Source organism: Streptomyces brasiliensis, assembly GCF_014647875.1.
GTDB classification, from domain to species: Bacteria; Actinomycetota; Actinomycetes; order Streptomycetales; family Streptomycetaceae; genus Streptomyces; species Streptomyces brasiliensis.
In genome coordinates this window covers 1-25,487 of sequence record NZ_BMQA01000015.1, presented here as the reverse complement: position 1 = coordinate 25,487, position 25,487 = coordinate 1, and the positions used below count along the sequence as shown (strand labels likewise).

Genomic DNA, 25,487 nt, shown 5'->3' with positions numbered 1-25,487 from the left:
AGGAAAACGGACGTATGGACGCGGACGTCATCGTCGTCGGAGCGGGCCTCGCCGGCCTGGTCGCCGCGCACGAACTCACCAGCCGGGGCAGGCGCGTCGCCCTGGTCGACCAGGAGAACGCCGCCAACCTCGGCGGCCAGGCGTTCTGGTCCTTCGGCGGGCTGTTCCTCGTCGGCTCCCCGGAGCAGCGCCGCCTCGGCATCAAGGACTCCTTCGAACTCGCCTGGAACGACTGGCAGGGCAGCGCCCGCTTCGACCGGACCGAGGACGAGGACTCCTGGGCGGTGCGCTGGGCGCGTGCCTACGTCGAGTGGGCGGCCGGCGAGAAGCGGTCCTGGCTGGCCGGGCACGGCATCGACCTGTTGCCCACCGTCGGCTGGGCCGAGCGCGGTGACCTGCGCGCGGGCGGGCACGGCAACTCCGTACCGCGCTTCCACATCGCCTGGGGCACCGGCACCGGCGTCGTGGAACCCTTCGTGAACCATGCCCGGCAGGCCGCGCGTGACGGGCTGCTCACCTTCCACCACCGCCACCAGGTGGACGAACTGATCGTCGAGGACGGCGAGGCGCGCGGGGTGCGCGGCACCGTCCTGGCCCCCGACGACGCACCGCGCGGCGCCGCCTCCAACCGTGACCGCACCGGCGACTTCGAACTCACCGCCCAGGCAGTGATCGTGACCAGTGGCGGCATCGGCGCCAACCACGACATCGTCCGCCGCCACTGGCCCGAACGGCTCGGCACCCCGCCCGCCGAGATGGTCACCGGCGTCCCCGCCTACGTCGACGGCCGGATGCTGGACATCAGCGCCGAGGCGGGCGTACGGCTGGTCAACCGGGACCGCATGTGGCACTACACCGAGGGCCTGCAGAACTGGAACCCCGTCTGGCCAGGCCACGGCATCCGCATCCTGCCCGGTCCCTCCTCGATGTGGCTCGACGCGCTCGGCCGCCGGCTGCCCGACCCCTGCCTGCCGGGGTACGACACCCTCAACACGCTCAAGTACCTGCGCACCACCGAGGACCTCACGGGCCACGACCACTCCTGGTTCATCCTCACCCGGAAGATCATCGAGAAGGAGTTCGCGCTGTCCGGCTCCGAGCAGAACCCGGACATCACCGCCAAGGACCGCAAGGCGGTGCTGCGCGACCGGCTGCTCGGCAAGGGCGCGCCCGGACCGGTACAGGACTTCGTGCGGCACGGCGCCGACTTCGTGACCGCCGGCACCCTGGAACGGCTCGTCGAGAAGATGAACGCGCTGACCGACAAGCCGCTCCTCGACGCGGCCGAGGTGCGCCGTCAGATCGAGGCCCGCGATCTGCAGCTCGCCAACCCCTACAGCAAGGACTCCCAGATCCAGGGCATCCGCAACGCCCGCCGCTACATCGGCGACCGTCTCGGCCGCGTGGCCACTCCGCACCGCATCCTCGACCCGGCGGCCGGCCCGCTCATCGGCGTCAAGCTGCACGTCCTCACCCGCAAGACCCTCGGCGGCATCCAGACCGACCTGGACTCCCGCGCCCTCGCCGCCGACGGGCAGCCCGTCGGCGGCCTGTACGCGGCGGGCGAGGTGGCGGGCTTCGGCGGCGGCGGCGTCCACGGCTACAACGCCCTGGAGGGCACGTTCCTGGGCGGCTGCCTGTTCTCGGGACGGGCTGCGGGCAGGGCGGCGGCGCAGCAGACGGGGTGAGCCGTCGGCTCACGCCAGGGCCGGGGACGGCACAGTGCGGGAGACAGCGGTGCCCTCGGCCGTGCCCTCAGTCCCGCACCAGCCCTTCCAGCACCGACGCGTGGCTCTCCGCCGGTCTCTTGGACGCGGTCAGCAGAGTGACCGGGCCCTTGCGCGCCGACTCCCGCAGGCGGGCGAGGAGTTCGGCGGCCTCGGGGGCCGTCAGCTCCGCCTCGTACCGGCGCCGGAACTCCTCGTAGGAGCCGTCGCCCGCGTGGTACCAGTGGCGCAGTTCCGTGGACGGGGTGAGGCCCTTCGGCCACTCGTCCACGTGCACCGCGTCCTTGGCGACGCCGCGCGGCCAGAGCCGGTCGACCAGGACGCGCAGGCCGTCGTCGGGTTCGGGCTCGTCGTAGATCCGGCGTACGCGGACGGTCACGGTGGGTCCCCTCTCGGGTCGTGGACGGTGCCGCGAGCGTACTGCCGCGAAGCCGCCCGGCCGGTCGGCGACGCGGGGTGACTCGACCGGAACGTGGGCGGCGCGCGGACCGGGTCGGAGCCTAGGCTGAGGAAGGTCTGCCGTCGGCCGTCTCCCGAGGACCCAGCAGGACCCGGATGACCCGGAAAGCCCCCGACGACCCAGGGAGCCCATGTGACGCGTAACGGAGCACAGGCCACAGGACCACGACGACACAGCACCGTCCTGCGCCGCGAGGCGGTCCGCGCCGCCGTCCCGGTCGCCGTCGCCGCACTGCTCGCCGCCGGACCGGCAACCGCCGGAACCATCGGCTCGGCCGGGGCGGGGGACCCGTACTTCCCGCTCTCCGGCAACGGCGGCTACCACGTCCGGCACTACGGCCTCACGCTCCGCTACGACACCGCCTCCCGCCACCTCGACGGCACGGCGGTGCTCACGGCCCGCGCCCTCCAGCGCCTGACCCGTTTCGACCTCGACCTCAAGGGCCTCGAGGTCACCGGCCTCACCGTCGACAACGCCGCGGCCGGCCACCGCCGAAACGGCCAGGAACTCCTCGTCACCCCACGCCGCGCCCTGCGCCAGGGCCAGGAGTTCCGGGTCACGGTCACCTACCGGGGCACCCCCAGACCGGTCACCGATCCGGACGGCTCGGCGGACGGGTGGAGCCCCACCGACGACGGAGCGTTCGTCGCGGGTGAGCCGCAGGGTGCGATGACCTGGTTCCCGGCGAACAGCCACCCCGGGGACAAGTCCTCGTACGACGTCACGATCACCGTCCCCCAGGGCCGTACCGCCGTGGCCAACGGCGTCCTCCTCGGACAGCACACCGCGCACGGCCGTACCACCTTCCGCTGGCGGCAGACCGAGCCGATGGCCGCCTGCCTGGCCACCGCCACCGTCGGAAAGTTCGACGTCGAGCGGTACACCACCCGCGACGGCATCCAGGTCTACAACGCGGTCGACCCGCGCGAGGCGAAGGCCGCCGCGCCGGTGCTGAAGAAGCTCCCGTCCGTCCTGGAGTGGGAGAGCGGGCTCTTCGGCCCCTATCCGTTCCGCGCCGCGGGCTCGATCGTCGACCGGGCCCCGGACATCGGCTACGCCCTGGAGACCCAGACCCGGCCCGTCTACGCCTCGGCACCCAGCCTGTCCACCCTCGTCCATGAGAGCGCCCACCAGTGGTTCGGCGACTCCGTCTCCCTCAGCACCTGGAAGGACATCTGGCTCAACGAGGGCTTCGCCACGTACGCCGAGTGGCTCTACAGCGAGCAGCACGGCGGCGCGAGCGCCCAGAAGGCCTTCGACGCGCTGTACGCCCGTCCGGTGAGCGACGGTCTGTGGGAGTTCCCGCCCGGCGACCCCGGTACCGGCGCGAACATCTTCGGCACACCCGTCTACGACCGGGGCGCCATGGTCCTGCACGAGCTGCGCAAGGCCGTCGGGGACCCGGCGTTCTTCCGGATCCTGCGCGCCTGGGCCGCCGAGCACCACAACGCGCACGGTACGACCGCACAGTTCACGCACCTGGCCGAGCGGGTGTCCGGGAAGAACTTGCAGTCTCTGTTCAGGATTTGGCTGTACGAGCGCGGGAAGCCGAACAGAGCCTAGAACCTGACCGGTTCCAAACAACTGTCGGCGAAGGTCGACGTATGATCACTCGCAGAACCGCGGTCACGCTGTTGGCGGGACCCTTCCTGCTCAGCGGTTGTGGCGGCGTGGAAGCGACCACGCGCGGGGCGGGCCCGGCGGCGGCACCGCACCCGGCACCCACCACACACGCGTCGGCGCCCCCGGCACCGGAACTCTCCGCGGAGGCGGCACCCGAGCGAATACCCGGCCTGGGCCCCAGAACGGCGGCAGCCATACCCGGCAGCGCCCGACAGGTCGTCGTGGTCGCCGGGCGCGGCAAGGACTCCTCGCGCTCCACGGTCGTCCTGTACGAGCGCACCGCACTCGGCTGGCGGGCCGGCCCCGACTGGCCCGCGCACACCGCCCTGCGTGGCTGGAGCGACCACCACATGGGCGGTGACCTGCGCACGCCGAACGGGATCTACACCCTCAGCGACGCAGGCGGACTGCTCCGCGACCCCGGCAGCCGGCTGCCGTACCACCACTCCGGCGGGTTCTACTCGCCCGGCACCGGCTTCGAGGGCGAGCCGCTCGCCGGGTCGTTCGACTACGTCATCGCCATCGACTACAACCGCAAGCCCGGAACCTCGCCGCTCGACTGGACCCGCCCCCTCGGCGCGAAGCGGGGCGGCGGCATCTGGCTGCACGTCGACCACGGCGGCCCCACCCACGGCTGCGTCAGCCTCGCCAAGGCGCACATGAAACAGCTGCTGCGCACCCTCGACCCGGACCGGCATCCGGTCGTCGTCTTGGGGTACGCCGACCTGCTCGCCGACCGAGCGGCTTAGGATCCGCCGCGTGTGTGCACATGTGCTGGTCGCCGAGGACGACGAGATGCAGGCCGAACTCATACGCCGCTCGCTGCTGGCGGAGGGCCATACCGCCACCGTGGTCCACGACGGTGCGGCGGCGCTGGACGCCGCCCGTAGACTGCGGCCCGACCTCGTCGTCCTCGATCTGATGCTCCCGGTGATCGACGGCTTCGGCGTGTGCCGGGTGCTGCGCGGCGGCGCCGAGGGGCAGGTCGACATCCCCGTGCTGATGCTGACCGCCCGCTCCGACGAGGACGACGTGCTGCTCGGCCTGGAACTGGGCGCCGACGACTACATGACCAAGCCGTACAGCCCGCGCGAGCTGATGGCCCGCATCCGCACCGTCCTGCGCCGCAGCGGACGCACCGCCGCCGACACGCCCGACGATCCCGCGGTACGCGCCGCCGGGATATCCGTCGACCCGGTCCGGCACGAGGTGCGCTGCGACGGTGTGCCGGTGGAGTGCACCCCGGCCGAGTTCCAGATCCTGCTGTCCATGGCCGGGGAGCCGGACCGGGTGTTCTCCCGGCGGCAGTTGCTCCAGTGCACCCGCGGCTTCGACCGGTCCTCCACCGAACGGGCCGTCGACGTCCACATCATGAACCTCCGCCGCAAGATAGAGGCCGACCCGCGCAAGCCGGCGCGGCTCCTCACCGTGTTCGGGGTCGGCTACAAGCTCAGCGGCGGTCGGCCGTGAAGCCCCGGATACCGCTGCGCAAGCGGCTGTTGGTCCGGATGCTCATCACCTCGGTGCTCATAGCGGTGTGCTCCGTCGCGGCGACCGCCTGGCTGGCCGTCACCACGACCACCAGTGCCCTGCGTGAGGAACAGGGCCAGGACCTGGCCGCCGACAACAGCATCCTCGCCCGGCTCAGCGGGTACGCGGCCACGCACCGCGACTGGACGGGCGTCCAGCACACCGTCAGCGTCCTGGCCGCGCAGACCGGCCGGCGCGTCGCCCTGACCACCGGCGACCGCGTGCCCCTCGCCGACTCCGCGCCGCGCGGCACCTCCCTGCCACCACGTCCCGCCGCCACCGTCGACCCTCTGCACACCGACACCTACACCGAGTCCGGCGCCCAGCTCAGCGGCATCGACCCCCGGGCGGTGGGCCCGTACCGGCTCACCGCGAAGGAACGCGAGCGACTGGACGCGGTCGCCAGGAAGCGCCGGGTCTGCTACGACCGCTCCGGCCTCGAGACGAAGATCGCGCACACCCCGGCAGGTCGCCCCTATCTCACCGACCCCGACGGTGAACAGCCCACGGGCTACTTCCCGACGGAGTGCGGCTACGAGCTGAACAACCCGACACCCATCGAGCAGAAGGCCCTCGACGGGCTGACCGAGGGCACCCGCTCCTGTCTGAACCGCAAGGGACTCGACGGCGACGCACCGCTCTTCCTCGCGTTCGACCCGAAGGGCCACACCGACGCGAGCCGCTTCGCCGCCAAATACGCCAAGGCCGGTGACGCCGCCGACATGCGGACCGTACAGAGCTGCATCGACAGCGCGCACCGCACCCAACTCGACCCGTACGTCGCCCCCGTGGCCGAGTTGTTCCTCGGCATCGGCGACCAGCCCAGTGCCCGGTTCGACATGTCACCGGCCAACAAGGCCAAGGTCGTCGGCGCGGCTGGTCTCGTCCTCGCGGTCACCGTCGTCGTCACGGCCCTGGTCGCCACGCGCCTCGTGCGCCCCCTGCGGGCCCTCACCGCCGCCGCCCAGCAGCCACCCGAACTCCATGTGCGGGTGCCGGTCACCACACGGGACGAGACCGGGATCCTGGCCGAGGCGTTCAACGACCTGGCCGAGCGCCGTGAACGCCTGGAGGCCCAGCGCAAGGCGATGGTCAGCGACATCGCCCACGAACTGCGCAGTCCCCTCACCAACATCCGCGGCTGGCTCGAGGTCACCCGCGACGGCCTCGTCGAACCCGACCCCGCACTGCTCGACTCCCTGCACGACGAGGCGCTGGTGCTCCAGCGGGTCATCGACGACCTCCAGGACCTGGCCGCCGCCGACGCGGGCACCCTGCGCCTGCACCGCGAGCCGGTCCGCGCCGACGAACTGCTCGACCAGGTCGCCGCCGCCCACCGCGTGGCCGCCGACGCGGCCGGGGTCACCCTGCATACTCGGTCCGAGGACACCCCCTGGCTGGACGCCGATCCGGTACGGATGCGGCAGGCGCTCGGCAACCTCGTCTCCAACGCCCTGCGGCACACGCCCGCCGACGGCACCGTCACCCTGGCCGCCCACCCGGACGGCGGCCAGGTGGTGTTCACGGTCACCGACACCGGCACCGGTATCGCGCCCGACGATCTGCCGCGCGTCTTCGACCGGTTCTGGCGCGCCGAGAAGTCCCGCAGCCGCCGCACCGGCGGCAGCGGACTCGGCCTGCCCATCGTCCGCCACCTGGTCGCCGCCCACGGTGGTACGGCCGAGGCGGCGAGCGAGCCGGGAGAGGGCGCCGTGTTCACGCTACGACTGCCGGGCGCGCCCGCACCGGAGGACGGGTGACGGTCCGCCACTCCCGTTCGTTCAGCCGGTGGACTGCCGTGAGAACACCCGCCGTTCCGCCTCCGTCGTGCCACCCCAGATGCCCGCGGCCTGCCCGGTCCGCAGTGCCCATCGCAGACACGGCTCCCGGACGGGACATCGGTGGCAGACCGACTTCGCCCGCCGTGTCTGCGCCAGCGACCGGCCCGTGTCGCTGATCGGGAAGAAGAGGTCAGGGTCCTCGTCGCGGCACGCCGCGAGGTCGCGCCAGTCGTCCATCAGAGTCCTTTCGAGTGGCGCACCGGCTTCAGCCGGTGGGGGATTCGATTCGGGGATGGCGTTGCGGAAGAACGCCGCGACGCCTACCGGCATCCGTCGAAGACGAGCGTCAAGTACGGGGATCAGTCCGGGCAGTTGAAGGAGATCCGGGCGTTCGACCCCGAGCGTCGGGGCCGCTGGTCGTTCGCCTTCCAGCAGGCGGCCCTGCGCCGCCTGGACAAGGCGTTCACCGCGTTCTTCCAGCGCGTCAAGGCACGGCAGACGCCGGGTTATCCCCGTTTCACGGGCAGCGGGCACTTCGACACCGTGGTGTTCCCCAGGGACGGCGACGGCTGCCGCTGGGACTCCACCCCGCACGACACGCAGACCCGGCTGCGTCTGCAGGGCGTGGGGCATGTGCGGGTCCACCAGCACCGGCCCGTCCAGGGCCGCGTCAAGACGATCGCGGTGAAACGCGAAGGCAGGCGCTGGTACGTCATCCTCGCCTGCGACGAGGTGCCTGCCGAGGAGCTGCCGCCCACCGACGCGGTCATCGGCATCGACATGGGCACCACGCACTTCCTGACCGCCTCCGAAGGCGAGCACGAGCCGAACCCGCGCTTTCTCGGCACGGTGGCGCAGGAGCTGGCTGAGGCGCAGCGGCACCTCGCGACGTTCCCCCAACGCACCCGCCGCCGGACCAAGGCGCACCGGGCCGCCGCGCGGAAGGTCGCCAACGTGTACGCCAAGGCCCGCAGGAAGCGTCTCGACTTCCACCACAAGACCGCTCGCGCGCTGATCCGCGACCACGACGTGATCGCGCACGAGCGACTGAACACGGCGGGCATGACCAAGACGGCTGCGCCCAAGCCCGACCCGGACCAGGACGGCGCGTTCCGCCCGAACGGCGCCGCCGCCAAGGCCGGCCTGAACAAGAGCATCCTGGACGCGGGTTGGGGGCAGTTCCTGGTGATCCTGGCGGACAAGGCTGAGAGTGCCGGTCGCCGCGTGATCCCGGTGGACCCCCGCAACACCTCCCGCACGTGCCCGCCCAGCCTCGGAGGATGCGGGCACGTAGCCAAGGAGAACCGCGTCACTCAGGCGAGGTTCCAGTGCACGGCGTGCGGTTTCACCGCGAACGCGGACCACGTCGGCGCATCGAACGTACTCGACAGGGCCGGGCCGGCCCTCTGCGCGGCGGCCTAGCCACCGACACAGGAAGCCCTCGACTTCTTCAGTCCTGGGTGGAGTCACCGAAGTCACCTGCGATCCGTCCGTGTCGACTCTGCCGTCCGATGGGCGCCGCCCGCGTCCGGGTCACCGGTGTGCGGGCGGGTCAAACGGCGAAGCTGCGGGGGATCCGAGTACGGGTCAGTGCTCGCGCAGGCCCCACGGCGAGCCGTACGCCGTCAGCAGGTCCAGGAACGGGCGGGCCGGGAACGCCTCCGGGCCGAGCACGCCCGAGCCGGACCACGCGCCGGTGGCGAGGAGTTCGAGCGCGACGACGGGGTTGACCGCCGTCTGCCACACCACAGCCTGGCAGCCGTACTCGGCCATCGACCACTGGTTGTCGACAACGTGGTACAGATACACCTCGCGCGGCCGGCCGTCCTTGCTGCCGTGCACCCATGTCCCCGCGCAGGTCTTGCCGTGCATCCGCTCGCCCAGCGTCGCCGGGTCCGGCAGACAAGCGGCGACGACGTCCCGGGGCGACACCGCGACCTTGCCGTCGGGGCCCGGCACGGTCACCGGATCGGTGCGGTCCAGGCCCAGCAGATGCAGCGTCTTCAGCGTCTCGATGAACTCGCGTCCGAGGCCGTACTTGAAGGTGACGCGCCGCGCGTCGACCCAGCGGGGGACGAGCAGCACCTCCTCGTGCTCCACGTTCACGCACTCCACCGGACCGATGCCCTCCGGGAAGTCGAACACCTCCGGCTCGCTGAACGGCGCCGTGGTGAACCAGCCCCGCCCGGCCTCGTACACGACCGGCGGGTTCAGGCACTCCTCGATGGTGGTCCAGATGCTGAAGGACGGGGCGAAGTCGTAGCCGTCGACGGTGAGGTTCGCGCCGTCGCGGACGCCGATCTCCTCGATCTCGTCGAAGAGTTCGTCGGCCGCGTACCGTGCGAACACGTCCGACAGACCGGGCTCCACACCCATCCCGACGAGCGCGAGCGCGCCCGCCTTCTCCCAGTCGGCGGCCAGCGCGAACTGCTCGTCGCCCAGCTTCACCCCGCACTCCTCGTACGGCCGCTCGGCGTGCGCCCGCGACAGCGACATCGCCATGTCGAGATAGGTGGCGTCGGCCGTCCGGGCGGCCCGGAACAGGGGCATGACGAAGCGCGGGTCGGTGGCGTTGACGAGGACGTCGCAGCGGTGCTCGGCGAGCATCCGGGCCACGGCCGCCTCGTCGCCCGCGTCCACCCGCGCGGCGCGGAACCGCGACGCGTCGGGACCGAGCGCGGCGACGGCGGCCTCGGCCCGGGCGGGGTCGTAGTCGGCGACCACCATCAGGTCGAAGAACGGACGCCGGGCGGCGATCCGGGTGATGGCGGTGCCGACACCGCCCGCTCCCACGAGCAGCACACGCATGGCGAAACTCCTTCTCGTACGACAGCGAGGTACGGGGGCGCCCTGCCCGGCATACAACGCCCCGCCCTCACGTAAGGTCAATGGTGTTGGCGTAAGGCTCCATCGGGCCTACGGGAGGGAGACGGACCGTGCCGAAACCGGTGGTACCCGAGGAGAAGCGGCGTCGGCGCCGTCCCACCAGGAGCGGCACCGTGCTGTCCGAGCGTCTGATCGTCGACACCGCGCTGCGCCTGTTGCGCGAGCACGGCAGCGCCGGACTGAGCGCGCGCCGTCTCGGCCTGGCCCTCGACTGCGACCCGAGCACCCTGTACCGGTACTTCCGGGGCATGGACGACCTGACCCTGGCCATCGGGGACGCGCTGATCGGGCAGGCGCTGGCCGGCTGGGCGCCGACGGGACAGTGGCGGGCGGACCTGCGCGCTATCGGCTTGCGCATCCACGCCGCGTACGTCGCCCACCCCCAGGCGGCCCTGCTCACCACCAGCCGCGTCACGGGCCGGGCCCATGAACTGGCCGCCGACGAGGCCGTGTTGGACGTCCTGCGCACGGCGGGTTTCCCGCTGCCCGACACCGTGCGCGTCTACCACGCGTTCATCGACCAGACCCTCGCCTTCGCCGCCCTCGACGCCGCGTCCCTGGCCCTGCCGAGCGCATCGTTGCGCGCCGACGAGGCGAAATGGAGTTCGACCTACGCCCACCTCCCGCGCAGCACCCACCCGCGCATCGCCGAAGCGGCCCCCCACCTGACGACGCGCATGCTCACCAGCGCGTATCCGACGGCCCTGGAGATGCTCCTGGACAGCGCGGAGGGGCAGCTGGCCGCACTGGAGACGAACAGGGACCGAAACGCGTCCGGCGGATCGGGGCAGGACGACACGGCGGCCCCGGACCGGCCCGGGTCCCAGGCGCGCAGCCTCTCGTACGGCGAAGCGACGGTACCGGACCGGCCCGAGTCCCAGCCGTGCACCGTCTCGCACGGCGATGCAACGGCCCCGGACCGGCCCAGCCCCTAACCGCGCAGCGTTTCCCGGGCCGCACCCGCCACGGCCTCCGCCACTGTCACCAGTGCCGGGGAGTCGAGCTTCCACTGCTGCCAGTACAGCGGGACGTCGACCCAGTGCTCCGGAGCGAAGTGGACGAGCCGGCCGGCGTGCAGCAGCGGCTCGGCCTGGGCCTCCGGCACCATGCCCCAGCCCAGACCCACGGTGACCGCCTCGACGAAGCCCTCCGAGGTGGGCACGTAGTGGCGCAGCGCGCCGGCGGCACCCTGCCCGCGCCGCAGCCGTTGCACGAAGGCGTCCTGGAAGTCGTCGCGCCGGTCGAAGACCACCACCGGCGCCTCGGTCAGCGCGTCCCGCAGCGGCCCGGTGAGGTGGCTTGCGGTGAACTCCGGGGCGGCCACGGGGAGATAGCGCATCCGGCCCAGGGCGCGCACCGAGCAGCCCGGCACCGGGTCGGGGGACGAGGTCACCGCGGCCATCACCTGGCCCTCGCGCAGCAGCGCCGCCGTGTGGTCCTCGTCCTCGCGCCGCAGCTCGAAACAGATCACCGGCTCGGGCGGCACGCGCCGCAGCGCCCGGAGGAACCAGGTGGCCAGGGAGTCCGCGTTCACGGCGACCGACACCCGCGTCGGCTCGCCGGTTCCATTCATCCCCAGCTCACCACGCGCGTCGCTCTCCAGCCGGGCCAGCTGCCGGGCGAACCGCACGAGCACCTCACCGGACTCCGTCGGCCGCACCGGTTTGGTGCGCTGGAGCAGCACCCGGCCCGTGCGCTGCTCCAGGGCCTTGACGCGCTGGCTCACCGCCGACGGCGTCACATGCAGGGCGGCGGCCGCCGCGTCGAAGGTGCCCTCGTCGATCACCGCGAGCAGCGTACGGACCTGGTCGAGCGGAAGTTCCGGCATCACGAGCGCTAATGATACGTAAAAATCTTTAGCTGTACCTACGGTGATTCCCCGCCTAGCGTCGAGGACATGTCCAACGCCCTGACCGCCGCAGCCGCAGGATTCGGCACCGGCCTCTCGCTCATCGTCGCCATCGGCGCCCAGAACGCCTTCGTCCTGCGCCAAGGGATCCGCCGTGACGCGGTCCTCACCGTCGTCGGCATCTGCGCGCTGTCCGATGCACTGCTCATCTCCCTGGGCGTCGGCGGCGTGGGCGCGGTCGTGGTGGCGTGGCCGGGCGCGCTGAGGGCGGTCGGTCTGATCGGCGGCGCCTTTCTGCTCTGCTACGGCGTCCTCGCCGCCCGCCGGGTCCTGAAGCCCGGCACCGGCCTCCGGACCGAGGGCGAGGCGACGGGCTCGCGCCGGCGCGCGGTGCTCACCTGCCTGGCGATGACCTGGCTCAATCCGCACGTCTATCTGGACACCGTGTTCCTGCTCGGATCCCTCGCCGCCGACCGCGGACCGCTGCGTTGGACGTTCGGCCTCGGTGCCGCCCTCGCGAGCCTGTGCTGGTTCGCGGCTCTCGGCTTCGGCGCCCGCCTGCTCAGCCGCTTCCTGGCGAGGCCGACCGCCTGGCGCGTCCTGGACGGACTGGTCGCCACGACCATGATCGGGCTCGGCGTCGCGCTCATAGCCGGATCCTGAGACAACCGTTTCAGCTGCCACAGGAGTTGCTGGGATAGTGAACCCGGATCGAAGGATGTAGCAGCCAACCAGGAACGGCGACCAGGACCCCGTGGACACCAGCGAGAGCAGCACCGAACCCCACAGCGCCACCCCCGCCCTCGCGCCTTCGCCGCCGCGGCGCGGCTGGCGCCGCTGGGCGATGGACACGCGCCCCCTGCGCCGCCCCGCCTTCCGCCGGCTGTGGTCCTCGACCATCGTCACCGCGGTCGGCAGCCAGCTCACCGCCGTCGCCGTGCCCAAGCAGATCTACGACATCACGCACTCCTCGGCCTGGGTGGGCTACGCGAGCCTCGCCGGACTCGTGCCCATGGTCGTGTTCGCGCTGTGGGGCGGAGCCGTCGCCGACACCGTGGACCGCCGCAAGCTGCTCCTGGTCACCAACATCGGCATCGCCGTGACCTCCCTGCTGTTCTGGGTCCAGGCCGTCAGCGGGCTCGAATCGGTCGTGGTCCTGATGGTCCTGCTCGCGCTGCAGCAGGCGTTCTTCGGCCTCAACTCCCCGGCCCGCAACGCCTCCATCGCCCGCCTGGTCCCCACGGAGGAACTGCCCGCCGCCAACGCCCTCGGCTCGACCGTCATGCAGACCGGACTGGTGGCCGGACCGCTCCTCGCCGGAGTGCTGATCCCGGTCATCGGCCTGCCCGCGCTGTATCTCATCGACGCGCTGGCCCTGTGCGTCACCGTGTGGGCCGTGTTCCGCCTGCCCGCGCTGCCGCCGCTCGGCGAGCAGGTCAGCCGTCGCGCCGGATGGCGGGAGATCGCGGCCGGCTTCCGCTACATCTCTCTGCACAAGGTGCTGCTGCTCTCCTTCGTCGCCGACATCATCGCCATGGTCCTCGGCATGCCCCGCGCCCTGTTCCCGCAGCTGGCCGCCGAGACGTACGCCTCCTACGGCGAAGGGCTCGCGCTCGGCGTGCTGTTCGCGGGCATTCCCGTCGGTGCGGTGATCGGCGGCCTGTTCTCCGGGACGTTCTCGCGGGCCCGGCGGCACGGCTGGATGGTCATCTGGGCGGTGGTCGGCTGGGGCCTGGCCGTCGCCGCCTTCGGACTCAGCCGCAACCTCTGGGTCGCCCTGGGCTTCCTCGCCGCCGCGGGCATCGCCGACATGGTCTCCATGGTCTTCCGCGGGGCGATCCTGCTGTCCGCGGCCACCGACGAGATGCGCGGCCGGCTGCAGGGCGTGTTCACCGTCGTCGTCGCGGGCGGCCCGCGCCTGGCCGACGTCCTGCACGGCACGGCGGGCTCGATCTTCGGCCCGCGCGCCGCGGTCGCGGGCGGCGGCCTCCTCGTCGTCGCGGTCATGCTGGCCCTGGCCGCCACGGTCCCGGCCCTGCGCCGCTACCGGATCTGACGAACCGGTCCGGTGCCGGATCCGGGGCGCTGGTGCTGTGACCGGAAAGGTTTCACCGGCTCGCGACGCCAGACCTTCCCGGCCACAGCACTAGAGGAGGCTGCGTCGGTGGAGCGTGTACTGCTCCATCAGCCGGCCGCGGGTCGTCTCCAGGCGGTGTGCGAGGATCTCGGCGACGCTGCGCACCAGCGACAGCCCCAGCAGCGGATCCTCCACGCACAGGGCGAGAACCGCCGAGGCGTCGAACTCGTAGGCGCGCACCTGGCTGAAGGCCACCGCGCCGAAGTCCCAGGTGTACGGCGGGAAGAGCCACGACCAGCCGAGCAGGTCGCCGGCGCCCAGGCTGGCCACCGTCACCCGCTGCTGGGGTGTGACCTGCTGGTCGAGATTGACCGCGCCCGACCGGATCACCCAGAAGCGGTCGGCGGTGCCGCCCGCCTCGAAGATGCGGGCGTCCTCCGGGAAGGAGACCTCGTGCGCCAGCTCCATCAGACGCTCGCGCTGCGCTTGCGGAAGGGCGGTCAGCAGTTTTATCGCTTTGGTCATGGCGCAGGGCTCCTTGCCGGCGGGGGATTCCGGTGTTTTCCCTACGCCCATTTCAGCCGCTGCCGCCGCCCCGGGCACCTCGGGCGGGTGAACAATTCGCGGAAGATCTGTTCGCAGACATGAAAGAGCCCTGGCTGGACGGGGGAAACCAGCCAGGGCAGTCAACGGTGGCGCAGGAGGACATGCACGGTCCACTCCATGACCACGTATGGATGAACGGTAAACCATTTCGAATGGTTTCGCGTACTCGCGAGCCGGTCACGTGACCTGTTTCACTCCGCTCTCCCTCGTGCGCCGGGGGACCGGCACCCCCAGCGGCCGGGCCAGTCCCATCACCGCTTCGTCCAGCCGCTGCAGATGCCGTAGCACCCGGTCGGTCACATGGCCGTAGCGCGGGGTGGCCAGGGTGCCAGGTTGCAGCAGGGAGGCGATACTCGGCCCGGTCACCAGCTCTGCCGCGGCCTGCGGGTCGGCCACGTGCTCACGGATCGCCTCGATGTTGTGCACGATGCGGCTGCCGACCCCGCTCAGCCGCGGATCCGCCGCGATCGACGGCTTCGAGGGCAGGAGTTCGGCCGTGGCCGCCAGCGAACGCGCGTGATACGCACAGGTCTCCAGCAGCGCCACGACATAGCGGGCCGTGTCCCGCCGGGCCCGCATCGGGGTGATCGGATGTGTCAGCGGCTGTGTGGAGGCCCGCAGGTCGGCCAGCGCCTGGTCCAGCTCGCGCGCCTTCTCGAGCAGATCCACCGGCGGCGCGCCGCTCAACTGGTCGGCCGCGGCCCGTGTCACCTCGCCCAGCCGGTCGAGGACGGCCCCCAGGAGTTCGTTGGTACGGCGGTTCGTGTCCACCGGCAGGACCAGCACCGCCGCGATGACACCGCAGGCCGCCCCGAGCGCCGTCTCCTCCACCCGAAGCACCAGCACGGACAGGCTGTAGGTGCTGAGCAGCGTGTAGAGCAGGCCCAGCATCGCGGTGACGAAGAACGACATGAGCGTGTAGGACAGCGGCGCGGTGTAGAACATCGCGAAGATGAACAGCAGGACCAGCGCGAACGCCGTCCATGTGTGATGGCCCACCAGCCCCGCGAGCCCGATTCCGGCCACGACTCCGAGGACCGTGCCCAGCAGCCGCCGATAGCCCTTGACCAGGATCTCGCCGGTCGACGCGGTGTTGATGAACACGATCCAGCAGGTCAGCACCGCCCAGTACCAGCGATGGCTGGACAGCAGTTCGCCGCCGACGATGGCCAGCGCCGACCCGACGGCCACCTGCACGGCCGCGCGCGTCGTGGGGCGCCGCAGGCCCGTGGGCTTCTCCTCCTCCTGGTCCGCGCTCTCGTCGCCGCCGATCGCGGCGTCCTCCGCGTCCAGTTCCTCGCGCGAGCGGGTCGTCGCGGGCGTGTCGTCCGACTCGTCCTGCGGCCCGTCGAGGGCGATCCGCAGCCCCAGCACCGCGCGCGCCGCCTCGCCGAGCCCGCGGAAGACGTCCTGCACGGCGCCCGAGCCTGGCGGCAGGTTCTCCTCCTCGCGGTAGCCGAGCAGCCGGTTGCGCAGCTCCGCCGTCCCTGTCCCGTGGCTCTCGGTGACCGGCTGCAGCACGAGCAGCCGCAGCGCCTCCAGGTCCCGGCGCAGCGCGGCCGTCTCCTCGTCGCGCACCCGCACTTCGCCACCGGAGGGGACGGGCGCCCCCGGCAGATGCATGGTCAGCGTGTCCGCGCGCTTGGCGCTGCGCGCGGTCAGCAGCATCAGCCCGAGGCGCTCGGCGGCGATCTCCGCGTCCGCGATGCGCCGCTGCACCAGCCGTGCCACCGCCTCGTCCGAGGTGCCGTCCTCCAGCCGGCCCTGGATCATCAGCGCGGTCTCGTGCAGCCGGGCGGTCCTGACCCGCACCAGCTCAAGGACCTTGTCCATGTCGTCCGGGTCGGCGTCGAGCAACTCGATCTGTGCCGCGATCAGTTGGGCGAGTCGGGCCCGGAACGCGCGGCGCAGCCGGTCGAGGGTGCCCGCGGGCGTCTGCGTCACGAGGACGAAGCGGGCCAGCGCGCTGCACACGAACGCCACGACGATCGCGCCGTACAGGCCGGGCAACGCCGACGTGGTCGCCCGCACGAACAGGGACAGGAAGTAGACCTGGAAGCCGATCAGCCCCAGCGCCGTGCCGCGTTCGCCGAACCGGCGGCCGTACACGGCGCAGAAGATGAGCACGACGAAGAACAGGTCACCGGCCACGACCCGCGCGTTCAGCAGCGCGCCGAGGGACACCGACGCCAGCGCGACCGGCAGGCCCAGCGCCAGCGTGACCGCCTGCCGGTCCCGCTGCTTCTCCCGGATCGCGAACGTGGAGACCATCGCCGCCATGGCCCCGGCGACCAGATGCGTCACATCGGCCCGCATCAGGGCCATCACGAACAGGGCGAGCGCGATCGAGGTCACGGTGCGCAGCCCCGCCGACAGCCGGAGCAGCCCAGGGTCGGACGCCGAGACCCGGTCCCACAGCTCCGCCCGTACCGACCGTCCTGCTCGCCTCACGCCGCCGCGCTCTCTCCTGTGTCACATCGTGATCTTTGACCCAGCATGGCACGGGACCGCCGGCCGCAGACCCCGTGGCTGCCGGCGACCGGGGCGGCTCGCGTCAGCCGGTCAGTCCGGCAGGCCGTCGGTGCCGTGCGACGCGACGTGCGCCCGCACCTGCTCCGGTGTCAGATACGCGTTGGTGAACTCGAAATCCCTGAGTTTCGCTGGTTTGCGCGCCTGGAAGCCGGTGCGCACGAAATCGTCGCCCGCGACCGCGTTCAGCAGCCAGTTGGTCAGGACGCGGGTCTTGGCGACATTGGTGCGCAGCGCCGACCAGTGGTAGCCGCGGGCCACGGCCTGGGCGAGCAGACCGCGCAGCTCGACGCCGAGCGGCTTGGACACGGCGTCCTTGCCGCCGAGGTCGACGACGAGGCCCAGGTCCTTGTGCCTGTACGGCCGCAGCGGCTCGCGCCGCATAGTCGCGATGACGTTGTCGGCGACGGACTTGCCCTGGCGAGTGGCGTGCTGGGCGGTGGGCGGGCAGATGGCGCCTTCGCCCTTGGCGATGTCCGGGACGGCGGCCGCGTCACCGAGCGCGAACACCCCGTCCTGGCCGGGCACGACCATCTCCGGGGTCACCGCGAGCCGTCCCCGCACGGTCTCGGTGTCCAGGGTGGCGATCAGCGGGCTGGCGACCACGCCGGCCGTCCAGATCAGCGTGCGGGTGGGCACCACCCGGCCGTCGGTGAACGTGACCTCCTCGGGTCCCGCCTTGTCGATCGACACACCGAGCGAGATGTCGATCCCGCGCCGGCGCAGGATCTCCTGGGCGCTGCGCCCGAGCTTGTCGCCGAGCTCGGGCATCAGCTTCGGCGCGATGTCGATCAGATGCCACTTGATCAGAGCCGGGTCGATTCGCGGGTAGCGCTGTACGGCGGCGTGCGTCAGCCGTTGCAGACAGGCCGCGGTCTCGGTGCCGGCGTACCCGCCGCCGACCACCACGAACTGCAGCCGCGAGGCCTTCTCCGCCGGGTCGTCGCTGGCGTCGGCCAGGTCGAGCTGCGAGATGACGTGGTCGCGCACATAGGCGGCCTCGGCGAGGGTCTTCATCCCGTAGGCGTGCTCGGTGAGCCCGGGGATGTCGAAGGTGCGGGTCACGCTGCCCGGCGCCAGCACGATGTAGTCGTACGGCTCGTCGACGACCTTGTCGGTGATCGTCTGGATGACACAGACCTTGGACCGCAGGTCCACGCCGATCGCGCCGCCAGGGATGATCCGGGTGCGGTACCGCTTGCTGCGGCGCAGCGAGACGGCGATCGACTGCGGGGTCAGCACTCCGGCGGCGACCTGGGGCAGCAGGGGGAGATAGAGCTGGTAGGCGGACGGAGTCACCAGCGTGACGTCGGCCTCTTCAGGGGCGAGTTTCCGCTCGAGGCGGCGGACGCAGCCCACACCGGCGAAGCCTGCGCCAACCACCAGGATCCTGGGTCGTGTCACGGTGCTCATCCCTTTCTGCGGCTCCAGGCGGTCCGACTCGACGCCGTCCGCGTGCCCCGGAACGCTGCGCTTCGCACCACACCGATCCCACCGTGCGCCGGGCCGTTCCGCCAGCGGGGCGCGGCAGGCAGACGTACGCCAGGGCACCAGCATGCCCCCACATGGTCCGGAGTGACCCGCGTGCCGTCCGGATATGTCCGGTACTCCCGGGCCCGCGGCGGTTTCGAGGGCCGCCGCCGTCGGATGCGCGGCGGTCCCGGCGGACCGGAGCGACCGGGTCGCCCGGAGTCGGCCCCCCGAACGCCGTCCGGGCCGTAGAGTGCGGGCCATGGCGGAGGCACGACACGGTTCGGCCTTCCAGACGCGCAACATCGACACCGACGACCCCGGCACCACGGCACGGCTGGTGGGCGCCCTCGACGTCCAGGACGCCAATCCCGGTGTACGGCGGCTGCGCGACCGGGCCCACCAGGCGCTCGGTCTCCGCGCCGGCGAGCGGGCGCCCGACGTCGGCTCCGGGACCGGATCGCAGACCCGGGTCCTGGCCGACGCCGTCGGACCGGAGGGCTCCGCCCTGGGCGTCGAACCCAACCCCGCGCTGCGCACCGTCGCCGAGGAGCGTGCCGCGGGCGGCCGGGCGCTGTTCACCGACGGCGACGCCCTCGCCCTGCCGCTGCCCGACGGCTCGGTGGACGTCGTGTGGTGCGAACGCGTCCTCCAGCACCTCACGGAGCCGGAGCGGGCGGTCGCCGAGATGGTCCGGGTGCTGCGTCTCGGCGGCCGTATCGCGCTGCTCGACACCGACTGGGCGACCACGATCCTGCACCCCGGTGACCCGGTGATCACCCGGGCGCTCACCTCCGGCGCGCTCGCCGGCGCCGCGAACCCCTACTCGGGCCGACGGCTCGTCGGACAGGCCAGCGCGGCCGGGCTGGTCGTCGACGACCGCGGTTCCCAGGCGCTGCTCCAGGACCACCGCTCGGTCGCCTGGCCGATCATCCGCCTGCTCGGCGAGTCGGCGGTACGCCGAGGCCTGCTCACCGAGTCCCAGCGCGACACCGCGTACGCGAACCTGGCCGAGGCGGCCGAACGAGGCGGCCTGCACATGTCGGTGACGATGTTCGGGGTGATCGCCCACCGACCCCGTTGACCGGGCCTCAGCGGAACACGCTGTCCGAGTCGTCCCAGTCGGCGGGTTCCGTCACGGGCAGTCTCCGCGGGACGCGGGTCCTGGCCTCGTACATCGCGTCGATCTCGCCGGCGTAGTGCCGCACTATGGCGTCCCGGCGCAGCTTCATCGACGGCGTCAGCAGACCGTTGGCCGGGTCGAAGGGCTCCGGCAGGACCCGCCAGACGCGGATGGACTCGGCGCGCGACACGACGCTGTTGGCGGCGGCGACCGCCCGCGCGATCTCGTCCCGCAGCGCGTTCTCCTCCCGCGCCTCCCGCCCGGGCACGTCCCGCGGCAGCCCCAGCCTGCCGCGCCAGTGCGCGAGGAAATCCGGATCCAGCGTGATCAGTGCCCCCACACAGGGCCGGTCGTCACCGATGACCACCGCCTGGTGGACGAGCGGATGCATCCGCAGCCGCTGCTCCAGCGGCGCCGGCGCCACCGTTTTTCCGGTGCTCGTGATGATGACGTCCTTCTTGCGGCCCGTGATCGACAGATACCCCTCGGAGTCCAGCCGCCCGATGTCCCCGGTGGCCAGCCAGCCCCCGTGCAGCGCGGCCCGCGTCGCGGACTCGTCGTTGACGTACCCCTGGAACACCGACGGACCGCGCACCAGGATCTCCCCGTCGCCGGCCACCTGGATCTCGATGCCTGGCAGCGCCTGGCCCACCGTCCCGGCCTTCTCCCGGCCGAGCGGCTGCATGGTGACCCCGCCGCCGGTCTCCGTCAGCCCGTAGCCGTCGTGCAGGTACAGGCCGATGCCCTCGTAGAAGTACGAGAGTTCTGGGTCGAGCGCCGAGCCGCCGGACGTCGCCCGCACCACGCGCCCGCCCAGCGTGGCCCGCAGTCTGCGGTACACCGTCCGCTCGTACAGCGCGTGCTGCAGCCGCAGGTCGAACCCGGCCCCCGGCCCCGTGCCGAGCCGGCGCCGCTCCTCGGCCAGGGCGAAGTCCCGCGCGGTCTGCGCCGCCCGCTCGAACAGCGCACCCCGGCCCGCCTGCTGGGCCGTGCGCAGGAACGTCTTGTACAGCTTCTCGAAGACGGAGGGGACGCCGTAGAGATACGTCGGCCGGAACGTGAGCAGCGCCGACGCCAGCGCCGCCGTGGTCATCTCCGGTTCGTGGCCCATCAGCAGTCCGCCGCGCAGGCACACCGTCTGGATCATGAGCCCGTAGACATGGGAGAACGGCAGGAAGACCAGCACGGCCGGCTGTTCACCGGGTGGTGCCGCCGTGTGCCCCCAGCCGGCGAGCAGCGTGTCGCAGGCGAATGCCAGGCCGCGATGGCTCAGCGCGCAGCCGAGCGGGCGGCCCGACGTGCCGGAGGTGTAGGCGACGGCCGCGGTCGAGTCCGGCAGGACGATACGGCGCAGCGAGTCGACCGTGGTGACCGGGATGAACCGGCCCCGTTCCGTGAGCTGGTTCAGCGCACCGGCGTCCAGCTGCCACACGTGCCGCAGCCGGGGCAGGCTCGCGCACACGGTGCCCACCGTCATCACGCCCTGCTCGTCCTCCACCAGGACGGCCACGCACCCGGCGTCCCGCAGGATGGACGCCACCTGTTCGCGCGCCGACGCCGGATGGATCGGGACGACCTCGGCGCCCACGGTCCACAGCGCGTAGCAGAGCACCGTCCACTCGTACCGCGTGCGCGACATCACGGCGACCCGATGGCCCGGCGAGATGCCCGAGGCGACCAGCCCCTTGGCCACGTCGGTCACTTCGTCCCGCAGTTCCACGGCCGTCACCTCCTCCCAGGCGGAGGAGACACCCTCGAGACGGCGTGCAAGCACGGGCAGGGTCGGATTGCGGGCCGCCGTGTCGAAGACGCTGTCGGCGAGCCCGCAGGTCAGGGCCGGGGCGATGGCTGGAGCGAGGGCGAAGTCGCGCATGCGCTGCTCCCGGGATGTGCGGAGGGTGACCCTGCCGATCGGTACCGTTGTCGACGGTGCAGAATCTAGCCCAGATGAGCGCGGTTGGTGTCGCGAACCCCGAACTACTCCTGGCCGGTGGGGGACTGCGGCGTCAGCCACACGGTGGCCAGGGGCGGGAGCGTGAGCCGGACGCTTCCCTCCTCGGCCGGGATCGGCCCGGAGTTGGTCACGTCGCTGCCTCCGTACCGCGCGCTGTCGGTGTTGAGCACCTCCCGCCACACGGTCGCGCCCTTCGGGACGGCGAGCCCGTAGTCGTGGCGGACGACGGGGGAGAAGTTGCAGACCGCGAGCAGCGGGTTCGCCTCGGCGTCGAAACGCAGGAAGGCGAACACGTTGTCCTCGGCCGCGTCACCGATCACCCACTGGAAGCCGGTCGGATCGGTGTCCCGCTGCCACAGGGCCGGGCAATCCAGATACACGGAGTTGAGGTCGCGGACCAGGTCGCGCACGCCCCGGTGATCGGCCTCGGCGCAGTACCCGGAGTCGAGGAGCCACCACTCGGGACCGTGTGCCTCCGACCACTCCGCGCCCTGGGCGAACTCCTGGCCCATGAACAGGAGCTGCTTGCCCGGGTGCGCCCACATGAAGCCCAGGTAGGCACGGTGGTTCGCGCGCCGCTGCCACCAGTCGCCGGGCATCTTGGAGACGAGCGCCTGCTTGCCGTGGACGACCTCGTCGTGCGAGATGGGCAGGACGTAGTTCTCGCTGTACGCGTACACCATCGAGAAGGTCATCTCGTTGTGGTGGTACTTGCGGTGCACGGGCTCGTGCTTGACGTACTCCAGAGAGTCGTGCATCCAGCCCATGTTCCACTTCAGGCCGAACCCCAGGCCGCCGCTGTCCGTGGGCCGGGTCACGCCGTCCCAGGCGGTCGACTCCTCGGCGATGGTCACCACGCCCGGTGCCCGCCGGTAGACGGTGGCGTTCATCTCCTGGAGGAAGGCGACCGCGTCCAGGTCCTCCCGCCCGCCGAACACGTTCGGGGTCCACTGGCCGGAGTCACGCGAGTAGTCGAGGTAGAGCATCGAGGCGACCGCGTCGACGCGCAGGCCGTCGATGTGGAACTCCTCGCACCAGTACACGGCGTTCGCCACGAGGAAGTTGCGCACCTCGGTCCGCCCGAAGTCGAACTCGTACGTCCCCCAGTCCGGATGCTCGGCCCGCCGTGAGTCCCCGGGCTCGTACAGCGGATCCCCGTCGAAGCGCGCCAACGCCCAGTCGTCCTTGGGGAAGTGGGCCGGGACCCAGTCCATGATCACGCCGATACCGGCCCGGTGCAGGGCGTCGACGAGGTACTTGAAGTCGTCGGGGGTACCGAGGCGGGCCATCGGCGCGTAGTACGACGTGACCTGGTAACCCCAGGAGCCACTGAAGGGATGCTGGGCGACCGGCATCAGCTCGACGTGCGTGAAACCCATGTCCCTGACGTAGGGCGGGAGTTCCTCGGCCAGTTGACGGTAGGTCAGTCCCGGTCGCCAGGAGGGGAGATGGATCTCGTACACCGAGAACGGCGCCTCGTGCACGGGCGTGTCCGCGCGGTGCGCCAGCCACTCCGCGTCGCCCCACTCGTGGTGCGAGGCCGTCACGACGGACGCCGTGTCGGGCGGGACCTCCGTCCGGCGCGCCATCGGGTCGGCCTTCAGGAACCGGCCGCCGTACCGTGACGTGATCTCGAATTTGTACCGGGCGCCCTCGCCGATCCCCGGCAGGAACAGCTCCCACACTCCGGACGCGCCCAGCGAGCGCATGGGGTACTGCGTGCCGTCCCAGCAGGTGAAGTCCCCGGCGACCCGCACTCCTTGGGCGTTCGGCGCCCACACGGTGAAGCGGGTGCCGGTGACGTCCTGGTGCGTCATCGGCTCGGCGCCCAGCGCCTTCCACAGCTGCTCGTGCCGGCCTTCACGGATCAGATGCAGGTCCAGTTCGCCGAGGGCGGGCAGGAAGCGGTACGGGTCGTGCACCTCGTGCTCGCCCGCCCCGTCGTCGTACTCCACCAGCAGTGCGTACGCGGGGATCGCGTCGTACGGCAGGACGGCCGAGAAGAGGCCGCCGCCCTCCGAGACCAGCCTGCTGCGCATCCCGTCGGCCAGCACGCTCACCGAACGGGCGAACGGGCGCAGCGCCCGGAACAGGGTCCCGCCCGCCACCGCGTGGGCGCCCAGCAGGGCGTGCGGATCGTGATGCGTGCCGGACAGCAGACGCTCACGGTCGGCGCGGTCCAGGGGGACGGCCGAGCGCGGCAGCGGTCCTGACGGCTCCGGGAGCGAGGTGTCGCGCAGTGCCATGAAGTCATCCTCCCCTGACGGCGAGCCGCTCGATCGCGGCCATCGGAACGGGCAGCCAGTCCGGGCGGTGCCTGGCTTCGTACAGCACCTCGTACACCGCCCGGTCCGTCTCATGGGCGCGCAGCAGCGCGTGTTTCGTACGCGGGTCCCAGCCCGCCCGTGCGGCGTACCCCGCGCAGAAGGCCTCCCGGCACAGACGGGCCCAATCCGGGCGCCAGGGGCGGCGCTGCCGGGCCGCGTAGTCGAACGACCGCAGCATGCCGGCGATGTCCCGCACCGGGGACTGCGCGCTGCACCGCTCACTGAGGGGGCGCGACGGCTCGCCCTCGAAGTCGATGACGAACCAGTCCTCGCCTGCCCGCAGCACCTGCCCGAGGTGCACGTCACCGTGGATGCGCTGGGCGGGCGGCCCGGCGTCGCAGGTGGCGAGCGCGGCGAACGCGGTGCGCAGCCCCGGCACGAACGGCGCCAGGGCGGGCACGCAGCGTGCCGCGGCGTCGAGGCGCGCGGTCATCGCCGCCACCGTACGGCTGGTCTCGCCGTGCACGCCGGGCGGGAAGGCTGTGGCCAGCGCGAGGTGCACCTCGGCCACGGCCCGCCCCAACTCGTGTGCCTCGGTGGTGAAGTCGTCGCCCGCGACGAGCGCGCGCAGGGCCAGCGTCCAGCCGTCGGCGGCGTCGGGCAGGAACGGCTGGAGCACCCCGAGCGTCGCGGGCCACGGCTCCTCCGTGCGGAACCAGGCCACCGGCGCGGGCACCCGCGCACAGCCTTGTGCGGCCAGCGCCCCCGGCACCTCGAGGTCCGGGTTGACGCCGGGCTGGATGCGTCGGAAGACCTTGAGGATGTACGCGTCGCCGTACACCAGCGAGGAGTTGGACTGCTCCGCGTCGAGCAGCCGCGGCGCGAGACCGCCGGGCACCCGTGCGGCCGCGTCGGACTCGAACCGCAGCGGGCCGGCCGTGCCGGGCCGGCGCAGCCGCTCCAGGAGCAGCTGGGCAGCGCGCGGGTCGTACAGGGCGTCGTACACGGCGAGTCCGGCCAGCGAACCCTCCTCGGCCCGGCCGATGAACGCCCGGTCCAGGCGCGGCGCGAGCTGTTTGCGCACGCTGAGCAGCAACTGGTAGCAGTCGCCGGCCGGGGGAGTGCCGCCGGGAGCGGGGACGCCACCGCCGGTGTGGACCAGCAGATGCAGACAACCGGGGAACAGCTCGGTCAGGGAGAGCACGGAGAGGTCGGTGACGGGCCGGTCCTTGCCCGCGAACCAGCGCTGCCTCGGCAGCCAGTCGCGCAGCAGCCCGGCCAGCGAGGCCAGGGGCCGGCCGGAGCCGGTCGTGCTTCCCGGTCTGTGCGAAACGGCTTTCGACATGGTGACGCGTCCTTTCCTCGGTGCCGGGCGGTCAGCGGCGGCGTCCGATGCGGGATGCGACTCGGGAGAGCCGGAACCAGTAGAAGCCGTGGCCCGCGAGGGTCAGGAGGTAGGGCAGTTCACCGATGGCGGGGAAGCGCACCCCGCCGATCAGTTCGACGGGATGCCGCCCGTCGTACTCCCGCAGGTCCAGTTCGGTGGGCTGTGCGAACCGGGAGAAGTTGTGGACGCACAGCACCAGGTCGTCCTGGTACTCGCGC

20 protein-coding genes and 1 pseudogene are annotated in these 25,487 nt (G+C 72.0%); 10 read left to right on the top strand and 11 right to left on the bottom strand.

The window, feature by feature from the left end:
* Positions 1-14 precede the first annotated feature (14 nt).
* Entirely contained in the window at positions 15-1,688 is a 1,674-nt protein-coding gene (locus IEZ19_RS22900) for an FAD-binding dehydrogenase (protein WP_189313148.1), read from the top strand.
* A gap of 67 nt (positions 1,689-1,755) precedes the next feature.
* Here IEZ19_RS22900 and IEZ19_RS22895 read toward each other — a convergent pair whose 3' ends face one another.
* A complete protein-coding gene (locus IEZ19_RS22895) occupies positions 1,756-2,106 on the bottom strand; it encodes a DUF488 domain-containing protein (protein WP_189313147.1) in 351 nt (116 codons plus the stop codon).
* Between the two features lie 213 nt (positions 2,107-2,319).
* On the opposite strand from IEZ19_RS22895, the gene IEZ19_RS22890 reads away from it, so the two are divergent.
* From IEZ19_RS22890 to IEZ19_RS22875, 4 genes are read left to right on the top strand one after another with little or no spacing between them, the layout of a single operon-like run.
* Positions 2,320-3,750, top strand: coding sequence for a M1 family metallopeptidase (locus IEZ19_RS22890; RefSeq protein ID WP_373297037.1), 1,431 nt, complete (start codon positions 2,320-2,322; stop codon positions 3,748-3,750).
* Between the two features lie 41 nt (positions 3,751-3,791).
* Positions 3,792-4,559, top strand: a complete 768-nt coding sequence (locus IEZ19_RS22885) for a L,D-transpeptidase family protein (protein ID WP_189313146.1) — start codon at positions 3,792-3,794, stop codon at positions 4,557-4,559.
* A gap of 10 nt (positions 4,560-4,569) precedes the next feature.
* Positions 4,570-5,280, top strand: a complete 711-nt coding sequence (locus IEZ19_RS22880; RefSeq protein WP_189313145.1) for a response regulator transcription factor — start codon at positions 4,570-4,572, stop codon at positions 5,278-5,280.
* On the top strand, positions 5,277-7,100 hold the full coding sequence (locus IEZ19_RS22875) for a sensor histidine kinase (RefSeq protein ID WP_189313144.1): 1,824 nt from the start codon (positions 5,277-5,279) through the stop codon (positions 7,098-7,100). The genes IEZ19_RS22880 and IEZ19_RS22875 overlap by 4 nt, the downstream gene beginning before the upstream one ends.
* 21 nt (positions 7,101-7,121) lie before the next feature.
* Here the strand turns inward: IEZ19_RS22875 and IEZ19_RS22870 are convergent, their stop codons facing one another.
* Positions 7,122-7,358, bottom strand: a complete 237-nt coding sequence (locus IEZ19_RS22870; protein ID WP_189313143.1) for a WhiB family transcriptional regulator — start codon at positions 7,356-7,358, stop codon at positions 7,122-7,124.
* On the opposite strand from IEZ19_RS22870, the gene IEZ19_RS22865 reads away from it, so the two are divergent.
* Positions 7,269-8,543 carry an RNA-guided endonuclease InsQ/TnpB family protein gene (locus IEZ19_RS22865; protein WP_189313259.1) on the top strand — a complete coding sequence of 425 codons (1,275 nt, stop codon included), beginning with the start codon at positions 7,269-7,271 and terminating at the stop codon, positions 8,541-8,543. The two genes, IEZ19_RS22870 and IEZ19_RS22865, sit on opposite strands and share 90 nt — an antisense overlap.
* A 165-nt stretch (positions 8,544-8,708) precedes the next feature.
* Here the strand turns inward: IEZ19_RS22865 and IEZ19_RS22860 are convergent, their stop codons facing one another.
* The gene (locus IEZ19_RS22860) at positions 8,709-9,929 is read right to left on the bottom strand and encodes a saccharopine dehydrogenase family protein (RefSeq protein WP_189313142.1); all 1,221 of its coding nucleotides are present in this window, start codon (positions 9,927-9,929) and stop codon (positions 8,709-8,711) included.
* Positions 9,930-10,057: 128 nt separating this feature from the next.
* Between IEZ19_RS22860 and IEZ19_RS22855 the strand changes: the two are divergent.
* Positions 10,058-10,750 (top strand): annotated as a pseudogene (locus IEZ19_RS22855) (TetR/AcrR family transcriptional regulator); the annotation flags it as partial.
* Positions 10,751-10,938: 188 nt separating this feature from the next.
* On the opposite strand, the gene IEZ19_RS22850 reads toward IEZ19_RS22855, so the two are convergent.
* Entirely contained in the window at positions 10,939-11,838 is a 900-nt protein-coding gene (locus IEZ19_RS22850) for a LysR family transcriptional regulator ArgP (RefSeq protein ID WP_189313140.1), read from the bottom strand.
* 66 nt (positions 11,839-11,904) lie between these two features.
* Between IEZ19_RS22850 and IEZ19_RS22845 the strand changes: the two genes are divergently transcribed.
* Positions 11,905-12,519 (top strand): LysE/ArgO family amino acid transporter, encoded by a 615-nt coding sequence (locus IEZ19_RS22845; protein WP_189313139.1) that lies wholly within the window; start codon positions 11,905-11,907, stop codon positions 12,517-12,519.
* A gap of 91 nt (positions 12,520-12,610) precedes the next feature.
* Positions 12,611-13,912: an MFS transporter gene (locus IEZ19_RS22840; RefSeq protein WP_189313138.1), complete on the top strand. Its 1,302-nt coding sequence runs from the start codon at positions 12,611-12,613 to the stop codon at positions 13,910-13,912.
* Between the two features lie 90 nt (positions 13,913-14,002).
* Here the strand turns inward: IEZ19_RS22840 and IEZ19_RS22835 are convergent, their stop codons facing one another.
* The 3 genes from IEZ19_RS22835 to IEZ19_RS22825 all read right to left on the bottom strand — a co-directional run bounded on the left by IEZ19_RS22835 (position 14,003) and on the right by IEZ19_RS22825 (position 18,481).
* Complete coding sequence (locus tag IEZ19_RS22835) at positions 14,003-14,458, bottom strand: cyclic nucleotide-binding domain-containing protein (protein WP_189313137.1); 456 nt, start codon at positions 14,456-14,458, stop codon at positions 14,003-14,005.
* Between the two features lie 258 nt (positions 14,459-14,716).
* Positions 14,717-16,990 carry an FUSC family protein gene (locus IEZ19_RS22830; protein WP_229840644.1) on the bottom strand — a complete coding sequence of 758 codons (2,274 nt, stop codon included), beginning with the start codon at positions 16,988-16,990 and terminating at the stop codon, positions 14,717-14,719.
* Positions 16,991-17,101: 111 nt separating this feature from the next.
* Positions 17,102-18,481: an NAD(P)/FAD-dependent oxidoreductase gene (locus IEZ19_RS22825; protein WP_189313136.1), complete on the bottom strand. Its 1,380-nt coding sequence runs from the start codon at positions 18,479-18,481 to the stop codon at positions 17,102-17,104.
* A gap of 319 nt (positions 18,482-18,800) precedes the next feature.
* Here IEZ19_RS22825 and IEZ19_RS22820 point away from each other — a divergent pair, with 319 nt between their 5' ends.
* A complete protein-coding gene (locus tag IEZ19_RS22820) occupies positions 18,801-19,622 on the top strand; it encodes a methyltransferase domain-containing protein (protein ID WP_189313135.1) in 822 nt (273 codons plus the stop codon).
* Between the two features lie 7 nt (positions 19,623-19,629).
* Here the strand turns inward: IEZ19_RS22820 and IEZ19_RS22815 are convergent, their stop codons facing one another.
* From IEZ19_RS22815 to IEZ19_RS22800, 4 genes are all read right to left on the bottom strand, one after another.
* Positions 19,630-21,534, bottom strand: coding sequence for an AMP-dependent synthetase/ligase (locus IEZ19_RS22815; RefSeq protein WP_189313134.1), 1,905 nt, complete (start codon positions 21,532-21,534; stop codon positions 19,630-19,632).
* 104 nt (positions 21,535-21,638) lie between these two features.
* Positions 21,639-23,861: a 1,4-alpha-glucan branching enzyme gene (gene glgB, locus IEZ19_RS22810; protein WP_189313133.1), complete on the bottom strand. Its 2,223-nt coding sequence runs from the start codon at positions 23,859-23,861 to the stop codon at positions 21,639-21,641.
* Positions 23,862-23,865: 4 nt separating this feature from the next.
* Positions 23,866-25,227: a maltokinase N-terminal cap-like domain-containing protein gene (locus IEZ19_RS22805; protein WP_189313132.1), complete on the bottom strand. Its 1,362-nt coding sequence runs from the start codon at positions 25,225-25,227 to the stop codon at positions 23,866-23,868.
* Between the two features lie 31 nt (positions 25,228-25,258).
* A partial coding sequence (locus tag IEZ19_RS22800) for an alpha-glucosidase C-terminal domain-containing protein (protein ID WP_189313131.1) occupies positions 25,259-25,487 on the bottom strand: 229 nt, incomplete at its 5' end.

Coding starts and splice junctions, on each gene's coding strand:
- IEZ19_RS22900 (WP_189313148.1), top strand. CDS start 15: ATGGACGCGGACGTCATCGTCGTCGGAGCGGGCCTCGCCGGCCTGGTC.
- IEZ19_RS22885 (WP_189313146.1), top strand. CDS start 3,792: ATGATCACTCGCAGAACCGCGGTCACGCTGTTGGCGGGACCCTTCCTG.
- IEZ19_RS22870 (WP_189313143.1), bottom strand. CDS start 7,358: ATGGACGACTGGCGCGACCTCGCGGCGTGCCGCGACGAGGACCCTGAC.
- IEZ19_RS22860 (WP_189313142.1), bottom strand. CDS start 9,929: ATGCGTGTGCTGCTCGTGGGAGCGGGCGGTGTCGGCACCGCCATCACC.
- IEZ19_RS22845 (WP_189313139.1), top strand. CDS start 11,905: ATGTCCAACGCCCTGACCGCCGCAGCCGCAGGATTCGGCACCGGCCTC.
- IEZ19_RS22835 (WP_189313137.1), bottom strand. CDS start 14,458: ATGACCAAAGCGATAAAACTGCTGACCGCCCTTCCGCAAGCGCAGCGC.
- IEZ19_RS22825 (WP_189313136.1), bottom strand. CDS start 18,481: ATGAGCACCGTGACACGACCCAGGATCCTGGTGGTTGGCGCAGGCTTC.
- IEZ19_RS22820 (WP_189313135.1), top strand. CDS start 18,801: ATGGCGGAGGCACGACACGGTTCGGCCTTCCAGACGCGCAACATCGAC.
- IEZ19_RS22815 (WP_189313134.1), bottom strand. CDS start 21,534: ATGCGCGACTTCGCCCTCGCTCCAGCCATCGCCCCGGCCCTGACCTGC.
- glgB (WP_189313133.1), bottom strand. CDS start 23,861: ATGGCACTGCGCGACACCTCGCTCCCGGAGCCGTCAGGACCGCTGCCG.
- IEZ19_RS22805 (WP_189313132.1), bottom strand. CDS start 25,227: ATGTCGAAAGCCGTTTCGCACAGACCGGGAAGCACGACCGGCTCCGGC.